Raw genomic sequence first — 15,713 nt, 5'->3', positions numbered from 1 at the left:
TCGGTCTCACGTTCGGTAGTCGAGACGCCGGCGGTCGCTCCGCCGATGATCTCTACCGACGCGGTCGCCACGCTGCGCAGCCTACGCGTCGGCCCGGTCGGGCAAGAATCATCTGCCGGAAGTTGTCATCAACGTGACACCCACACGCGTCCGGTGCCGGACGGTTACGGTCGGTTCGGTCCGCGCCCGGCGCGGACCGAACCGACCAGCCAGCCGTCAGGCCCAGAGCTGCCCCTCGAGGGCGTCCTCGGCGTCCGCCAGGGTGCCGCCGTACGCCCCGGTCGACAGGTACTTCCAGCCGCCGTCGCAGACCACGAAGGCGACGTCGGCGCGGCGGCCGTCGCGGACCGCCTCGTGCGCCACGGCGAGGGCGGCGTGCAGGATCGCACCGGTGGAGAAGCCGGCGAAGATGCCCTCCACCTCGACGAGCTGCCGGGTCCGCAGCACCGCGTCCCGGGTGCCCACCGAGAAGCGCCGGGAGAGCACGGTGGCGTCGTACAACTCGGGCACGTAGCCCTCGTCGATGTTGCGCAGCCCGTAGACCAGCTCGCCGTAGCGGGGCTCGGCGGCGACGACCTGGATGCCGTCGACCTTCTCCCGCAGATAGCGCCCGGTGCCCATCAGCGTGCCGGTGGTGCCCAGGCCGGCCACGAAGTGGGTGATGGTCGGCAGGTCGTGCAGCAGCTCCGGCCCGGTCGTCTCGTAGTGCGCCCGGGCGTTCGCCTCGTTGCCGTACTGGAAGAGCATCACCCAATCCGGGTGCTCGGCGGCGATCTGCTTGGCGGTGGCGACGGCCTGGTTCGAGCCGCCCGCGGCCGGCGAGAAGATGATCTCCGCGCCGTACATCCGGAGCAGTTGGACCCGCTCGGTGGAGACGTTCTCCGGCATCACGCAGACCAGCCGGTAGCCGCGCAGCTTGGCCACCATGGCCAGCGAGATGCCGGTGTTGCCGCTGGTCGGCTCCAGGATGGTGTCACCGGGGCGGAGCCGGCCGGCCTCCTCGGCCGCGCGGACCATGAACAGGGCCGCCCGGTCCTTGATGCTGCCGGTCGGGTTCCGGTCCTCCAGCTTCGCCCAGAGCCGCACCGGCGGCGCCCCGTCAGGCACCGTCGGCGAGAGCCGGGGCAGGCCGACCAGGGGCGTGCCGCCGCAGGCGTCGAGCAGGCTGTCGTACCGTGCCATGCCGCCGACCGCCCTCAGCGGGCGGCGACGGCCGCGCGGTGACCGGCGAGCGCGGCTGCCGCGGCACTGTGCTGCGCGATCGCGGCTGCCGCCGCGAAGCCGAAGGCGCCACCGGCCACGGCCGGCAGGATGGTGACGCTGTCGCCGTCGTTGAGCTTGGCGTCGAGCGCGCCGAGGAAGCGGACGTCCTCGTCGTTGACGTAGACGTTGACGAACCGGTGCAGCGCGCCGGCGTCGGTGACCAGCCGGGCCCGCAGGCCGGCGTGCCGGGAGTCCAGGTCGGCGAGCAGGTCGCCCAGGGTGTCGCCGCCGCCCTCGACGACCTTCGCGCCGCCGGTGTAGCTGCGCAGGATGGTGGGGATGCGAACCTCGATGGCCATGATGTCTCGTGCTCCTTGTTCGGGTGGTGTGCCAGGTGACGGGAGGAAGAAAGGGTGTGCCGGCGCTGGAAGGTCAGCGGCCGGAACACTCGTAGTCGACCGTCGCCGGGCTCTGCCCGAACATGTAGGACTGGACGGCGTGCGGGTCCACGGCGGCCACGATCTCGACCGGCTCCTCGGTGACCACGCCGTCGACGATCCGGAAGGAGCGGATCTCCTCGGTGTCGGGCTCACGGGTCGAGACGAGCAGGTAATGCGCTCCCGGCTCACCGGCGAAGGACACGTCCGTGCGGGACGGGTAGGCCTCCGTCGCTGTGTGCGAGTGGTAGATGACGACCGGCTCCTCGTCGCGGTCGTCCATCTCCCGCCACACCCGCAACTGCTCCATCGAGTCGAACTCGTAGAAGGTCATGGAACGGGCGGCGTTGCCCATCGGGATGTGCCGGGTCGGGGTGTCGCTGCCGGCGGGACCGGCGACCACGCCGCACGCCTCGTCCGGGTGGTCCCGACGCGCGTGGGCGACGATCGCGTCGATGATCGACCGGTCGATGCTCAGCACGCCGCCCAGCCTAGCGCCTGGCCGTCCCGGGCCGCGAGGTGGCGACCGTCACGACTCAGTCGATCAGGGCGTTGAGCAGGGATTCCTGGAGATAGCCCAGGTACGCGTAGACCGACAGTTGGAACACCCGCGACGAGGTGGGGTCCTCGGCGACCGCGTCGTCCAGTTCCTCGCCGAGGTCGGTGCCGTCCTTGATCTCCAGCCGGACGCCCATGGCGAGCCGGGCGTCGTTCAAGGCGCGCAGCCACGCCTCGGCCGCCTCCGCGTCCAGCCGCACCTCGCCGCCGGCCTCGCCGCCGGGCAGCGCGGCCAGGATCGCCCCGGCCTGGTCGATCTTGGCGGTCTTGAGGTCGCCCTCGGTGTAGCGGCGGAACTCCGCGCTGCCCGCCACATCGTCCGGGTAGACCTCGGGGAAGAGCCGGCCGACCACCGGATCGCCATGGTCAAAGCCGTCGGTGAGCAGCCCGACCACCTCGGAGGCGACCTTGCGCAGCACCCGAACCTCGTCCACCGCGAAGGTGGCCACGTAGCGGTCGCCGTGGCGACGGAACATGCTCATGACCGGTCCACCGTCGCCCAGAGGCCGTACGCGTGCAGCTGCGACGCGTCGTGCTCCATCCGCTCGCGGGCGCCGCTGGAGACGACCGCCTTGCCCTTGTGGTGCACGTCCAGCATGAGCTGCTCGGCCTTCTCCCGGCTGTATCCGAAGAGCTTCTGGAACACCCAGGTCACATACGTCATGAGGTTGACCGGATCGTCCCAGACGATGGTCACCCACGGCCGGTCGGAGACCGGCACCTCTTCGGTGTCCGGCGTCTCGACCGGCGCAACCTGTGGAGCCGCCATGCCCCCCATCGTGCCACCGGATCCGGGGAACCGAGGAACCGGAACGGCGCGGCGCTCGGCATCACCCGCCCGGGCCGCGTACGCCGGCCCGGGCGGCCGTGCGGCGGCCCCGACCTCAGGCGAGCAGGATGCCGTGGTCGACAGCATCGGTGAGGACCGCGCCCAGCGAGAGACGGATCACCTCGAAGCGACGGGACACCTGGCGGGACAGCTCCAGCTCCACCTCGCGCAGCGCCCGCTGCGCCCACGAGCGGGCGACGTTCGGGTCGGCGTTGCCGGGGGCCCGCCAGTGCTGCCAGCACCCGCCGTTAAGCGCCACCCCGACAGGCGGGAGCGCCTCGTCGCGCTCCGCGCCCGGATAGCCGGCCAGCGCGTCGAGCGCGCCGGCGCCGGCCAGCCCCGCCACTCCGGCCGTGCTGGTGACCAGGAGCACCCGGTCCACCTCCCGGCCGTCCGGATGGTCGGCCAGGCCCCAGCGGACGGCGTGCATGATCCGGCGGCGCACCCCCTCGGCGAGCGGCGCGCCGAAGACCCGGGCGGCCGCGTCGCCGACGATGCCCCGGACCGCCTCGTCGCACTGCGCGGTGGCGAGCAGCGACAGCGCCTCCATCTCGCGGTCGAGCAGCTGCGGCAGGCCGGCGCAGCCGACCCCGAAGACGATCTCCTGCACCACCCGGAGGTGGATGTTGGCCAGCTCCAGGGCGAGGTGCTGACGGATCCGCTGGGCGCAGGAGCGGGCCTGGCGGTCGATCCGCTCGGTGACATCGGCCGGCTCGGAGCCGGCCACCACGGGCACCCGGCCGTGCGCGCCCGGCGGCTCCGGCGGCCGGGAGCTGGCCCGGCGCAGCCCCTCGTCGGCGGCCCAGCCGACCAGCGCTCGGCGCAGCACCGAGTGCTCGCCCTGGCGGACCGGGAACCAGCGGGCCGGGGCGAGCGCGGGCACCGCGGCCAGCAGCGCGGCCCGGTGCGCGGCGACCGAGACCTCCACCGGGTCGTACCGGCGGGCGGCGGGGCCGGGCGGGCCGGATCGGCCGGCCGACGACCCGGACGCCCCCGTGTCCTCCGTCGTCGTGCCGTCCGCCGGCGCCGCCCAGCCGGCCACGCCGGGGGTGACGGCGAAGAACACCTCCACCCTGGTGCGCGCCACCTCGGCCAGCAGGTGCAGCTCGGCCGCGCTGAACGCCTGGTCGGCGGAGATGACGAAGAGCAGGGCACCCGCCCGGCCCGCCGCGTCGAGCAGCACCCGGCCGCCGGCCGCCCCGAGGGCGCCGGTGTCCGGCGTGTCGAGCACGGCGAAGTGCCGCAGCAGCGGGTCCGGCAGGCTCAGCTCCACCCGGCGCGGCGGGCGGGCCAGCGCCGGACCGGCGGCGAGCGGGTCGGCGCCGTAGGAGTGCGGCTGGCGGTAGCCCGGCACGTAGGCGGCCCGGGTGGGCACCTTGGCGTGGTGGACGAGGAGGTGACTGCCGGCGGGCACGGCGAGCATCCCGGGATCCACCTCGAGCAGGCCGGCGAGCAGCTCCCGGCGGCCGGCGCCGGCCGGGCCGGTGACGACGACGCCCAGCGGCTCGTCCGGCCCCGGCTCGGTCACTCCGAGCCGGGTGGGCAGCGGCGCACAGCGGGACGACTCGGCCGACCCGCCCGGTTCGGGCACGTCGACCGAGGGGAGTGGACCTGGCTTCAACAGGCGGCCTCCCGGTCAGGCGACCGGAGCATTCGGTCGCGAGGAAAATCCCTGGTCGCAGGGGATGTCGGAAGCGTACGGCTGTCGCCGATCCGACATCGAACACATCCGGTACTCACGAGTAATCGACAGATTACTCAACTTCGCTGCGTGACGGTGTACACGCGGACGGAACACCATCGATATGCTGCACCGATGAGTCGGTGGGACTTCGTCGGCCGAACGGATGAACTCAACCGTCTGTTGTCGGCGGTCGGCGGTCCGGAGGGACGCGGGCTGCTCTTCAGCGGCAGCGCCGGAGTGGGCAAGAGCCGCCTGCTGCGCGAGGGGGTGGCCGCTCTCTCCACCGACCGCTACGCGATCTGGTCGGTGGCGGCCAGCGCCACCACCGCCGCGCTGCCGTTCGGCGGGCTGGTCCAGGTGCTCCCGGCCGCCCAGCCGCAGGGCCTCTCCCCCGCCGGCGTCCTGCGTTGGGCGGTCGACGTGCTCCAGGAGCAGGCCGCGGGCCGGCCGATCGTGCTGGCGATCGACGACGCGCACCTGCTCGACCCGCCGTCGGCGGCGCTGGTGCACCTCATCGCCCGCGCGGAGAACGCGACGGTGCTCGGCACCCTGCGCAACGGCGAGCAGATCCCCCTGCCGATCCGTGCCCTGTGGACCGACGACCTGGTCGACCTCGTCGAGCTGGGGCCGCTCGGCCCGAGCGAGACCACCGGGCTGCTCGCCGCGATCCTCGGCGGGCCGGTCGACGCCGGCTCCTCCGAGCGGCTGTTCCGGCTCTCCGCCGGCAACCCGCTGCTGCTGCGCGAACTGGTGCTCGCCGCCTCCGGCGGCGACGAGCTGAGCCGGACGTACGGCATCTGGAAGTGGACCGGCCGGCTGGAGCTGGCGCCCAGCCTCACCGACCTGATCGACACCCGGATCGGCCAGCTCACACCCGGCGTACGGGCGGTGGTCGAGCTGGTGGCGTTCGGCGAGCCGCTCGGCCTGCACCTGCTGGAGCAGGCGGTCGACCCGGCCGACGTGGAGGTCGCCGAGGAGCGCGGCCTGATCTCCATGGTGCGCGACGACCGGCGGCTGAACGTCCGCCTCGCCCACCCGCTCTACGGCGAGGTGATGCGCCGGCAGTGCCCGGTCAGCCGCACCCGCCGCCTTCAGGCCACCCTGGCCGGGCTGCTGGAACGGGTCGGCAAGCGACGCCGCGACGACCTGCTGCGGGTCGCGGTGTGGCGGCTCGACTCGGGTACGGCGCAGGATCCCGCCCTGCTGCTCGACGCGGCAGCCCAGGCCTTCGGCCGGTACGACGTGCCGCTGGCCACCCGGCTGGCCCGGGCCGCGCTGGAGGGTGAGGGCGGCCCGGACGCGGCGGAACTTCTCGCCACCATCCTCATGTTCGGCGACCGGCCGGAGGAGGCGATCGCAGTCCTCGACCAGGTGGCCGGGGCGATCCAGGACGACCGGCGGCGCGGCCGCTGGCTGACGGCCCGCGGCATGGTCAGCTACTGGGGACTCAGCCGCGAGTCCACGGTGGAGGAAATCGCCGCGCGCGGCGCCGAGCTGACCGACGCCGCCGACCGGGCCCGGGTCCGCGCCTTCGAGGCGATCATGCGGCTGCACCGGCTGGACACCGACACGGCGGTCCGGCTGGCCCAGGCGGTGCTGGACCGGCCGGCCGCCCCGATGGCCGCGCGCGAGCTGGCCCGCTGCACCCTCGCGCATCTCCAGGCCGCCCAGGGCCAGTACCGACGCAGCGCCACGGCCATCACCCGGGTGCAGGCCGAGGCGGCGTCGTGGCGGGCCGACATGCCCTACCTCCAGCTCGCCATGGAGCTGGCCCGGGGCACCCGGCTGGCCCTCTCCGGCGATCTGACCGGCATCGACGCGATCGTCGCCGACGAGTTCGCCGACCTGGCCGGCGCCGGCGACTTCCGGCTCGGCACCGGCTACCTGGCCATCCTCCAGGCGTACGCGGCACGGCTGCGCGGCCGCGGCGACGAGGCGCTCAAGACCAGCCTGGGCGCCTGCGCCGTGCTCGCCACCAGCCGGGTCTACGCCGGCCTGGCGCACGCCGAGCGGGCGCAGGCGGCGGCGCTGCGCGGCGACGCGACGCACGCGGCGGAGGCGATGGCCGAGGCGGACCGGACCCACGCGCCCGGGATGGCGGTGCTCTACCCCTGGCTGGAGCAGGCCCGGGGCGCGGTGCACGCGGCCGCGGGCGACCTGCCGGCGGCCACCAAGCACCTCTGCGCGCTCGCCGACCGGCTGCGCGAGGACCGCCTGGCCGGGCACGAGCTGCTCGTTCTGCTCGACCTGGTCCGGTTCGACCAGGCCGCCTCGGCGATCGGGCCGACCTGCGGCGATGGCGGCCGGCGGACCGTGGCGCAGCGCCTGGCCGAGCTCTCCGAGCAGGTCGACGGGGTGCTGCCGCCGCTGGTCGCCCGATACGCCCGCGCGAGCGTCGACGACAGCCCCGACGAACTGCTGGCCGTGGCCGACGGCTTCGCCGCCCGGGAGCTGATCGTCTACGCCGCCGAGGCGACCGCGATGGCGCTGCACCGGATGGGTCGCAGCCGGGCCGGCGCCACCGGCCCCGCCCGGGAGCGCCTCGCCGACCTGCTCCGCCGGTGCGACGAGGTGTCCACCCCGGCGCTGCGGCTGCTCCGCCCGACGCTGAGCGAACGCGAGTGGGAGATCGCCCGGCTCGCCGCCGACGGGGTTACCAGCCGCACCATCGCCGAGCGGCTCTTCCTCTCCACCCGTACGGTGGAGAACCACCTCCAGCGGGTCTACAGCAAGCTCGGAGTGGCCGGCCGGACGGAGCTGCGGGCCGCGTTGCGGTCGATGCCGGGCCACGACGGCACGGATCCGGCCTGAACTCTAGGCTGGGGCGGTGAGCACCCTTCGCCCCGCGCTGCTGACCGACCACTACGAACTGACCATGATCAGCGCCGCGCTGCGGGACGGCACGGCCGACCGTCGCTGCGTCTTCGAGGTGTTCAGCCGGCGGCTGCCCGCGGGCCGCCGCTACGGCGTGGTCGCCGGGACGGCCCGGCTCGTCGAGCTGATCCGCGACTTCCGGTTCAACCCCGACGAGGTCGAGTTCCTGCGCCGCACCGGCGTGGTGGACGACCGGGCCGCCCGGTGGCTGGCCGACTACCGCTTCACCGGCGACGTCGACGGGTACGCCGAGGGCGAGCTGTTCTTCCCCGGCTCCCCGATCCTCACCGTCTCCGGCACCTTCGCCGAGTGCGTGGTGCTGGAGACGCTGGCGCTGTCGGTGCTCAACCACGACTGCGCGGTGGCCGCCGCGGCAGCCCGGATGGTCACCGCCGCCCGCGGCCGGGCGCTGATCGAGATGGGCTCCCGCCGGGCGCACGAGGGGGCCGCGGTGGCCGCCGCCCGGGCCGCGTACCTGGCCGGGTTCCGGTTCACCTCCAACCTGGCGGGCGGCCAGCGCTACGGCATCCCCACCGCCGGCACCGCCGCGCACGCCTTCACCCTGCTCCACGACGACGAGCAGGCGGCGTTCGCCTCGCAGGTCGCCACGCTGGGCAAGGACACCACGCTGCTGGTCGACACCTACGACATCAGCCAGGGCATCCGCAACGCCATCGCGGTGGCCGGGCCGGAGCTGCGCGCGGTCCGGATCGACTCGGGCGACCTCGCGGTGATCGCCCAGCAGTCCCGCGAACTGCTCGACTCGCTCGGCGCCACCGAGACGAAGATCATCGTCTCCGGCGACCTCGACGAGTACGCCATCGCCTCGCTCGCCGCCGAGCCGGTCGACATGTACGGCGCGGGCACCGCCGTGGTGACCGGCTCGGGCGCCCCCACCGCCGGCCTGGTCTACAAGCTGGTCGAGGTGGACGGGCGCCCGGTGGTCAAGCGCTCCGAGCACAAGGCCACCATCGGCGGCCGGAAGGTGGCCGTCCGCCGGCACAAGCCGACCGGCACCGCCACCGAGGAGATCATCGTGCCGCAGGGCGTGCCGGACCGACAGCCCAACGACCGGCTGCTCCAGCGCTCGTTCATCGTCGAGGGCGAGCCGGTCGCACTGCCCACCCTCGACGAATCCCGGGAGCACCTGCGGCAGTGCCTGATCTCCATCCCCTGGGAGGGGCTCAAGCTCTCCGGCGGCGACCCGGCCGTCCCGGTGACCGTCGTACCCGCGAGCTGAGAGGACCGATCCGATGGCCAACGCCTTGATCATCGTGGACGTGCAGAACGACTTCTGCGAGGGCGGCTCCCTCGCGGTGAACGGCGGGGCGGGCGTCGCCGCCGGCATCTCCCGGCTGCTCGCCAGCGAGCCGGAGCGCTGGGACCACGTGGTCGCCACGAAGGACTACCACATCGACCCGGGCGCGCACTTCGGCGATCCGCCGGACTACGTCGACTCCTGGCCCCGGCACTGCGTGGTGGGCACCACCGGCTCCGAGTTCCACCCCGACCTGGAGACCGGCCGGGTGGAGGCGATCTTCCACAAGGGCGAGCACGCGGCCGCGTACTCCGGATTCGAGGGGCACGCGGACGACGGCGAGTGCCTGGCCGACTGGCTGCGCCGGCGCGACGTCGACCGGGTCGACGTGGTCGGCATCGCCACCGACCACTGCGTCCGGGCCACCGCGCTGGACGCCGTCCGGGAGGGCTTCCGCACCACCGTGCTGCTGGACCTGACCGCCGCCGTCGCGCCCGACACGCTGGACGTGGCGCTGCGGGCGTTGGACGGCGCCGGGGTCGGCACGGTCGGCGAACCTGTGATCAGGGCCGCTTGAGCAGGTAATCGGTTGCGACTGTCGTACCCCCGGCCCAGGATTGCGCCGGAGGTACGGACCGTCGTGAACCTGAAGCCTTACCGGGAGGCACTCGCCCTGCCCGGTCTCCGATCGTTGCTGCTGATCTCGGTGCTGGCGCGCATCCCGCTCACCGCGACCGGCGTGACGCTCACCTTCCACGTCGTGCTCGACCTCGGTCGCGGCTACGGCGCCGCCGGGCTGGTCGGCGCCGCGTCCACCATCGGCGCCGCGCTCGGCTCCCCGCTGCTGGGCCGGCTGGTCGACCGGCGCGGGCTGCGCCCGGTGCTGCTGATCACCACGGTCGCCGAGGGCGCCTTCTGGGCCAGCGCGCCGACCCTGTCGTACCCCGTGCTACTGCCCACCGCGTTCCTGGCCGGCCTGTTCGCCCTGCCGGTCTTCTCGGTGGTCCGCCAGTCGGTCGCCGCGCTGGTGCCGGCCGAGCGGCGCCGCCCCGCGTACGCCCTCGACTCGATGTCAGTGGAGCTGTCGTTCATGGTCGGCCCCGCGCTGGCCGTGGCCATGGCCGCCGCCGTGTCGCCCCGGCTCACCATGTGGGCGGTCGGCGCCGGGATCGTCGCCTCGGGCATCTGCTTCTGGCTGCTCGACCCGCCCACCCGCGCCGCCGACGAGCCGGCGGGTCCGGCCCGCAAGGTGCCCCGCCGCGAGTGGCTGACGCCCCGGCTGCTCGCCGTGCTGGCGGTCAGCCTGGCCGCCACCCTGGTGCTGGGCGGCACCGACGTCGCGGTGGTCGCCGTGCTGCGCGAGGGCGGCGAGGTCGGCTGGACCGGCGCCGTCCTGGCCGCGTGGGCGGTCGCCTCGCTGGTGGGTGGCTTCGCGTACGGGGCGGTCACCCGCTCGCTCTCCCCGCTGGCCCTCGTGGCGGCGCTGAGCGTGACCACCATCCCGGTCGGGCTGGGCGGGGCGCACTGGTGGTTGCTCTGCCTGGCGCTCGTCCCGGCCGGCGCCCTCTGCGCGCCCTCCATCGCCTCGACCTCGGACGCGGTGAGCCGGCTCGCCCCGGCCGGCGTACGCGGCGAGGCCATGGGCCTGCACGGCTCGGCCGTGACCGTCGGCATCGCGCTCGGCGCGCCGCTGGCCGGCGCGGTGATCGACGCCTCGGCGCCGGCCTGGGGGTTCGCGGTCACCGGCGCGATCGGGGTGCTGGTCGCCCTGGTCGTCCTGCCGATCGAGCTCCGCCACCGCCGCGAACCGACCCCGACCCCGCAACCCGAACTGGCCCCCGCCACCCCCTGACCCGCACCGCCGACCGCCGCGCCGACCCGCCGCCGGGTCGGCGGTCGGCGGTCGGTCGAGGCGGGCGCCAGCTCGGCGAGGTGGGGGTGTCCGGCGGGTCGGGATACGCCCACCTCGCCGAGCTGGCGGGCCGCGCAAGCCAGAGGACCGGACACCCGGCCGCGCGAACCCACACGCCTGGCGGTTCGGGCGCCAACGCCCAGCGGAGCCGAGCCCGCCGACTCCGCCCACCTCCCTCACCACCAGCCGACCCCCCGCACCCCACCCCGCCCGCGTCGCGCAGGCGCTGCCCACCACCTCGGCGAGGTGGGGGTCTCCGGCGGGTCGGGATACGCCCACCTCGCCGAGCCGGTGCGGCGCCACGCGGTGCGCGCCGAGCGGGCGGCGCCATGCGGCGCGCGCCGCGCCGGGGAGCGGGCGGAGCCGGGCCGGGAAACGCGACGGGCGCCGCACCCCGGCAGGGGGTACGGCGCCCGTACGGGTCGCCTGGGTCAGCTCTTCTCGAGCCGGCCCTCGGTGTCCTCCTGGTAGCTGGCGCCACCGTCGGACTCGCTGGTCAGCGGCTTCGCGCCGCCCTCGGGCGGGCCGGCCAGGGAGTGGCCGGCGGCCAGCTCGGGGAACTTGTGGTCGAACGCCGGCCGCTCGGAGCGGATCCGCGGCATCCGGTCGAAGTTCCGCAGCGGCGGCGGCGAGCTGGTGGCCCACTCGAGCGAGTTGCCGTGGCCCCACGGGTCGTCGACCTCGACCACCGGACCGGTCTTGTACGACTTCCAGCAGTTCCAGATAAACGGCAGGGTCGAGATACCGGTGATGAAGGCACCGACCGTGGAGACCGTGTTCAGGAACGTGAAGCCGTCACCGGGCAGGTAGTCGGCGTAGCGGCGAGGCATGCCCTCGGCGCCGAGCCAGTGCTGCACCAGGAAGGTGGTGTGGAAGCCGATCATGGTCAGCCAGAAGTGAATCTTGCCGAGCCGCTCGTCGAGCATCCGGCCGAACATTTTCGGGAACCAGAAGTAGATGCCGCCGAAGACGGCGAACACGATGGTGCCGAAGAGCACGTAGTGGAAGTGCGCCACCACGAAGTACGAGTCGGAGACGTGGAAGTCGAGCGGCGGGCTGGCCAGCAGCACACCGGTCAGGCCACCGAAGAGGAAGGTCACCAGGAAGCCGACCGCCCAGAGCATCGGCGTCTCGAAGCTGATCTGGCCCCGCCACATGGTGCCGATCCAGTTGAAGAACTTCATGCCGGTCGGCACGGCGATCAGGAAGCTGAGGAAGCTGAAGAACGGCAGCAGCACCTGGCCGGTGGCGAACATGTGGTGCGCCCACACGCTCATCGACAGGGCGGCGATGGCGATGGTCGCGGCGACCAGGCCCTTGTAACCGAAGATCGGCTTCCGGGAGAAGACCGGGATGATCTCGCTGATGATGCCGAAGAACGGCAGCGCGATGATGTAGACCTCGGGGTGGCCGAAGAACCAGAACAGGTGCTGCCACAACATCGGGCCGCCGGTGGCCGGGTCGTACACGTGGGCGCCGATCAGGCGGTCGGCGGCGAGCGCGAAGAGCGCGGCGGCCAGCAGCGGGAAGACCAGGATGGCCAGCAGGCTGGTGACCAGCAGGTTCCAGGTGAAGATCGGCATCCGGAACATGGTCATGCCGGGGGCACGCAGGGTCAGGATCGTGGTGATCATGTTGACCGCGCCGAGGATCGTGCCCAGACCGGAGATCGCCAGCCCGACGATCCACATGTTCCCGCCGACGCCCGGCGAGTGCTCGGCGGTGCTCAGCGGCGTGTACGCCGTCCAGCCGAAGTCGGCCGCGCCGCCTGGGGCGATGAAGCCGGCCGTGGCCATGGTGCCGCCGAACAGGTACAGCCAGTAGGCGAAGGCGTTCAGCCGGGGGAACGACACGTCGGGCGCGCCGATCTGCAGCGGCACCACGTAGTTGCCGAACGCGAACACGATCGGCGTCGCGAAGAACAGCAGCATGATCGTGCCGTGCATGGTGAAGAGCTGGTTGTACTGCTCGGGCGACAGGAACTGCAGGCCCGGCCGCGCCAGCTCGGCGCGCATGATCAGGGCCATCAGGCCACCGATCATGAAGAACGCGAACGCGGTGACCATGTACATGATCCCGATCTGCTTCGCGTCCGTGGTGCGCAGCAGCCGCGCGATTGCCGACCCCTTGACCGGCTCGCGGACCGGCCAGGGCCGGGTCACGACCGGCTTGGGTGCGACGGTGGTCACGAGTGGCCTCCGGTTCTGGGTTGTCCCGCTCGGCGCGCTGTTCATCTGCGCGGCCGTCATCCGCAAGGAGGATAGTCCCCGGTAGGTGGCCCCGCCGCGTGGGGTGGGCGGCTACGATCACCGGCCCGCTAGAGCGGGCCGGTCAGGAGCCGGTAGTGCTCCCGGAAGATCCGTCCGCCACGTCCGCGCAGCAACGGGTCGCGCAGCGCCGGCGGCACGTCGCGGGTGCGGTTGCGGTCCCGGGTCCGGTCCCGGACCCAGCGGGTACGCGGGCGGCGACGACTCTCGTACGCGATGAGCGCCGCCTCGACGCTGCCGGCGGCCTTCAGCGACTCGGCGAGCACCACGGCGTCCTCCAGGGCCATGGCGGCGCCCTGGGAGAGCGTCGGTGCGGTGGCGTGAGCCGCGTCACCGACGAGCAGCACCCGGCCGTGGAACCACCGCCCCAGCTCGACCTCTTCGGTGAGCTCGACGTCCACCGTCTCCAGGGCGGCGAGCACCTCGGGCACCGGTCCGCCGTAGGCGGCGAACAGCTCGTGCAGCCGGGCGAGCGGGTCGGCCGGCAGGCTGGTGCCGGCCTCGTCGGCGTAGCAGTACAGCCGGCCGGCGCCGAGCGGCACCACCAGGAAGCCGGCGCGCTGGCCGAGCAGGGCGGTCCAGTCGGCCACCCGGGGGCCGCCGCGCACCACGCTGCGGTAGACCACCTGGCCGGCGGGGCGGGGCGGGCCGCCGAGCGCGGCCAGGGTACGCACCGCCGAGCGGGGGCCGTCGGCGCCGATGACCAGGTCGTACTCGCCGCTGGTGCCGTCGGTGAAGCCGACCGCGACGCCGCCGGGCAGCGGCTCGACGGTGCTGACCTCGGCCCCGTGCCGGACGGCGCCGCCGGCCCCGGTGAGCAGCACCCGGTGCAACTCGGCGCGGGGCAGCGCGCGGCACTCCCCCACTCCGGCCCAGAGCGCGTCGAGGTCGACCTCGCAGAGCGGCGCGCCGGTCGCCTCCAGGAAGCGCTGCCGGTGGATGACCTGGCCGAGGGGGCGTACCGGGCCGTCCAGGTCGAGCCGGCGCAGCGCCCGGGCCGCGTTGCCCGGGAGGTAGAGGCCCGTGTCGGCGCGCTCGGTCGGGGGCAGCTTCTCGGTCACGTCGGGACGGAACCCCGCCAGGCGCAGCGCCCGGGCCACGGCGAGCCCGGCGATGCCCGCGCCGACGACGAGGATGCGCAGGGGGGAACCACCCATCGTGGGGTACGCCTCCGGAGGGGTTCGGAACGCGTTGGAGGCAAGACATTACTCGCCGCAACCAACCGGCGGAAGTGTCCATCAGCCCTGGCGTGGACGCCCGGTCAGCGACCGGGAGCCCTCCCACCGGCGGGAATCCCGCCCCGACCGGGTGATGCGGCCGTCGCCGCCGTAGCGCCCAGCCACCGACCGCTCACGGACGGTCATCGAAACGATCGACTCGACCGGCACGGTTGCGCGACGGTTTCAGACATGTAAATGTGGTGCTCTGACCTTGGGAGCGCTCCCGGCATACCCCCGACCCGAATCGGCGCCCCCCGCGCCGAGCCAAGGAGCATCATGAAGCGTCCATTGAGGGCCCTCGCCGCGGCCGGTCTGCTGGCCGTCGGCTCGATCGTCGCCGTCGCCCTCGGCGGCACCGCCTCCGCCGACACCCAGATCTGCGAGCAGTACGGGTCGACCACCATCGGCGGCAAGTACGTCGTGCAGAACAACCGCTGGGGCACCACCGCCCAGCAGTGCATCAACGTCACCTCGACCGGCTTCTCCATCACCCGCCAGGACGGGGTGGGGAACACCAGCGGCGCGCCGGTCTCGTATCCGTCGATCTTCGTGGGCTGCCACTACACGAACTGCTCGCCCGGCACCAACCTGCCGATCCAGGTGAAGAACATCAGCAGCGCCCCGAGCAGCATCAGCTACAACTACGTCAGCGGCGCGGTCTACGACGCCGCGTACGACATCTGGCTCGACCCCACGCCGAAGAAGGACGGGGTGAGCCAGATGGAGATCATGATCTGGTTCAACCGGCAGGGCCCGATCCAGCCGATCGGCTCCGTGGTCGGCACCGCCAGCGTCGCCGGCCGGACCTGGGAGGTCTGGCGGGGCAGCAACGGCTCGAACAACGTCATCTCGTACGTGGCGCCGTCCCCCATCACGAGCATGAGTTTCGACGCCATGGCGTTCATCAACGACACCCGGAGCCGGGGCGCGATCACCAGCGACTGGTACCTCACCAGCATCCAGGCCGGCTTCGAGCCGTGGCAGGGCGGTGTCGGCCTGGCGGTGAACTCGTTCTCGCAGAGCGTCAACACCGGCGGCACCACGCCGACCACGCCGCCGGCCACCACCCCGCCGCCGCAGACCAGCACCCCGCCGCCGCCCGGCAACGCCGCCTGCTCGGTGAAGTACACCACCAACGTCTGGAACAACGGCTTCACCGCCGACGTGACGATCACCAACACCGGCTCCAGCACCGTCAACGGCTGGACCCTGAACTACAACCTGCCCTCGGGGCAGACCATCACCGGCTCGTGGAACGCCACCGTGACGCAGAGCGGATCCGCGGTTACCGCGCGGAACCTGAGCTACAACGGCACGCTGGCACCGGGAGCCTCGACCAGCTTCGGCTACCAGGCGACGCTGAGCGGCGGATTCTCCGCGCCGAGCAGCTTCACCCTCAACGGCGCCACCTGCGCCCGGGCGTGACGCCAACCTGATCCCGGGGCGCGGTCCGCACGGGCCGCGCCCCGCC

At 73.4% G+C, this 15,713-nt stretch carries 13 protein-coding genes; 5 read left to right on the top strand and 8 right to left on the bottom strand.

Features of this window, described 5'->3' with window-relative positions:
* Positions 1 to 216: 216 nt before the first annotated feature.
* The 6 genes from AC0OLQ_RS07290 to AC0OLQ_RS07265 form a co-directional block, all read right to left on the bottom strand.
* On the bottom strand, positions 217 to 1,182 hold the full coding sequence (locus tag AC0OLQ_RS07290; RefSeq protein ID WP_484530723.1) for a PLP-dependent cysteine synthase family protein: 966 nt from the start codon (positions 1,180 to 1,182) through the stop codon (positions 217 to 219).
* Positions 1,183 to 1,196: 14 nt separating this feature from the next.
* The gene (locus AC0OLQ_RS07285; protein ID WP_484530722.1) at positions 1,197 to 1,562 is read right to left on the bottom strand and encodes a MoaD/ThiS family protein; all 366 of its coding nucleotides are present in this window, start codon (positions 1,560 to 1,562) and stop codon (positions 1,197 to 1,199) included.
* A gap of 73 nt (positions 1,563 to 1,635) precedes the next feature.
* Entirely contained in the window at positions 1,636 to 2,121 is a 486-nt protein-coding gene (locus AC0OLQ_RS07280; RefSeq protein WP_484530721.1) for a M67 family metallopeptidase, read from the bottom strand.
* A 55-nt stretch (positions 2,122 to 2,176) separates the two neighbouring features.
* Positions 2,177 to 2,680, bottom strand: coding sequence for a DUF2017 domain-containing protein (locus tag AC0OLQ_RS07275; RefSeq protein WP_484530720.1), 504 nt, complete (start codon positions 2,678 to 2,680; stop codon positions 2,177 to 2,179).
* The gene (gene clpS, locus AC0OLQ_RS07270; RefSeq protein WP_091269570.1) at positions 2,677 to 2,967 is read right to left on the bottom strand and encodes an ATP-dependent Clp protease adapter ClpS; all 291 of its coding nucleotides are present in this window, start codon (positions 2,965 to 2,967) and stop codon (positions 2,677 to 2,679) included. Before clpS ends, AC0OLQ_RS07275 begins: the two co-directional genes overlap by 4 nt.
* A gap of 115 nt (positions 2,968 to 3,082) precedes the next feature.
* A complete protein-coding gene (locus AC0OLQ_RS07265) occupies positions 3,083 to 4,618 on the bottom strand; it encodes a P-loop NTPase family protein (protein ID WP_484530719.1) in 1,536 nt (511 codons plus the stop codon).
* Between the two features lie 225 nt (positions 4,619 to 4,843).
* Here AC0OLQ_RS07265 and AC0OLQ_RS07260 point away from each other — a divergent pair, with 225 nt between their 5' ends.
* The 4 genes from AC0OLQ_RS07260 to AC0OLQ_RS07245 are packed head-to-tail and all read left to right on the top strand — an operon-like array spanning position 4,844 to position 10,695.
* On the top strand, positions 4,844 to 7,522 hold the full coding sequence (locus AC0OLQ_RS07260; protein ID WP_484530718.1) for a LuxR C-terminal-related transcriptional regulator: 2,679 nt from the start codon (positions 4,844 to 4,846) through the stop codon (positions 7,520 to 7,522).
* 16 nt (positions 7,523 to 7,538) lie between these two features.
* The gene (locus AC0OLQ_RS07255) at positions 7,539 to 8,825 is read left to right on the top strand and encodes a nicotinate phosphoribosyltransferase (protein WP_484530717.1); all 1,287 of its coding nucleotides are present in this window, start codon (positions 7,539 to 7,541) and stop codon (positions 8,823 to 8,825) included.
* Positions 8,826 to 8,838: 13 nt separating this feature from the next.
* Positions 8,839 to 9,420: an isochorismatase family protein gene (locus AC0OLQ_RS07250; protein WP_484530716.1), complete on the top strand. Its 582-nt coding sequence runs from the start codon at positions 8,839 to 8,841 to the stop codon at positions 9,418 to 9,420.
* 39 nt (positions 9,421 to 9,459) lie between these two features.
* On the top strand, positions 9,460 to 10,695 hold the full coding sequence (locus tag AC0OLQ_RS07245) for an MFS transporter (protein ID WP_484532292.1): 1,236 nt from the start codon (positions 9,460 to 9,462) through the stop codon (positions 10,693 to 10,695).
* Positions 10,696 to 11,186: 491 nt separating this feature from the next.
* On the opposite strand, the gene ctaD is transcribed toward AC0OLQ_RS07245, so the two are convergent.
* Both ctaD and AC0OLQ_RS07235 read right to left on the bottom strand, forming a co-directional pair.
* Entirely contained in the window at positions 11,187 to 12,944 is a 1,758-nt protein-coding gene (gene ctaD / locus AC0OLQ_RS07240; protein WP_484530715.1) for an aa3-type cytochrome oxidase subunit I, read from the bottom strand.
* 128 nt (positions 12,945 to 13,072) lie between these two features.
* Positions 13,073 to 14,179 (bottom strand): FAD-dependent monooxygenase, encoded by a 1,107-nt coding sequence (locus AC0OLQ_RS07235; RefSeq protein ID WP_484530714.1) that lies wholly within the window; start codon positions 14,177 to 14,179, stop codon positions 13,073 to 13,075.
* A 339-nt stretch (positions 14,180 to 14,518) separates the two neighbouring features.
* Here AC0OLQ_RS07235 and AC0OLQ_RS07230 point away from each other — a divergent pair, with 339 nt between their 5' ends.
* Positions 14,519 to 15,667 (top strand): glycoside hydrolase family 12 protein, encoded by a 1,149-nt coding sequence (locus AC0OLQ_RS07230; RefSeq protein ID WP_484530713.1) that lies wholly within the window; start codon positions 14,519 to 14,521, stop codon positions 15,665 to 15,667.
* Positions 15,668 to 15,713: the final 46 nt, after the last annotated feature.

The sequence above is a fragment of the Micromonospora sp. Utrum1 genome (genome assembly GCF_057197805.1).
This window is presented reverse-complemented; position numbering and strand designations above follow the sequence as displayed.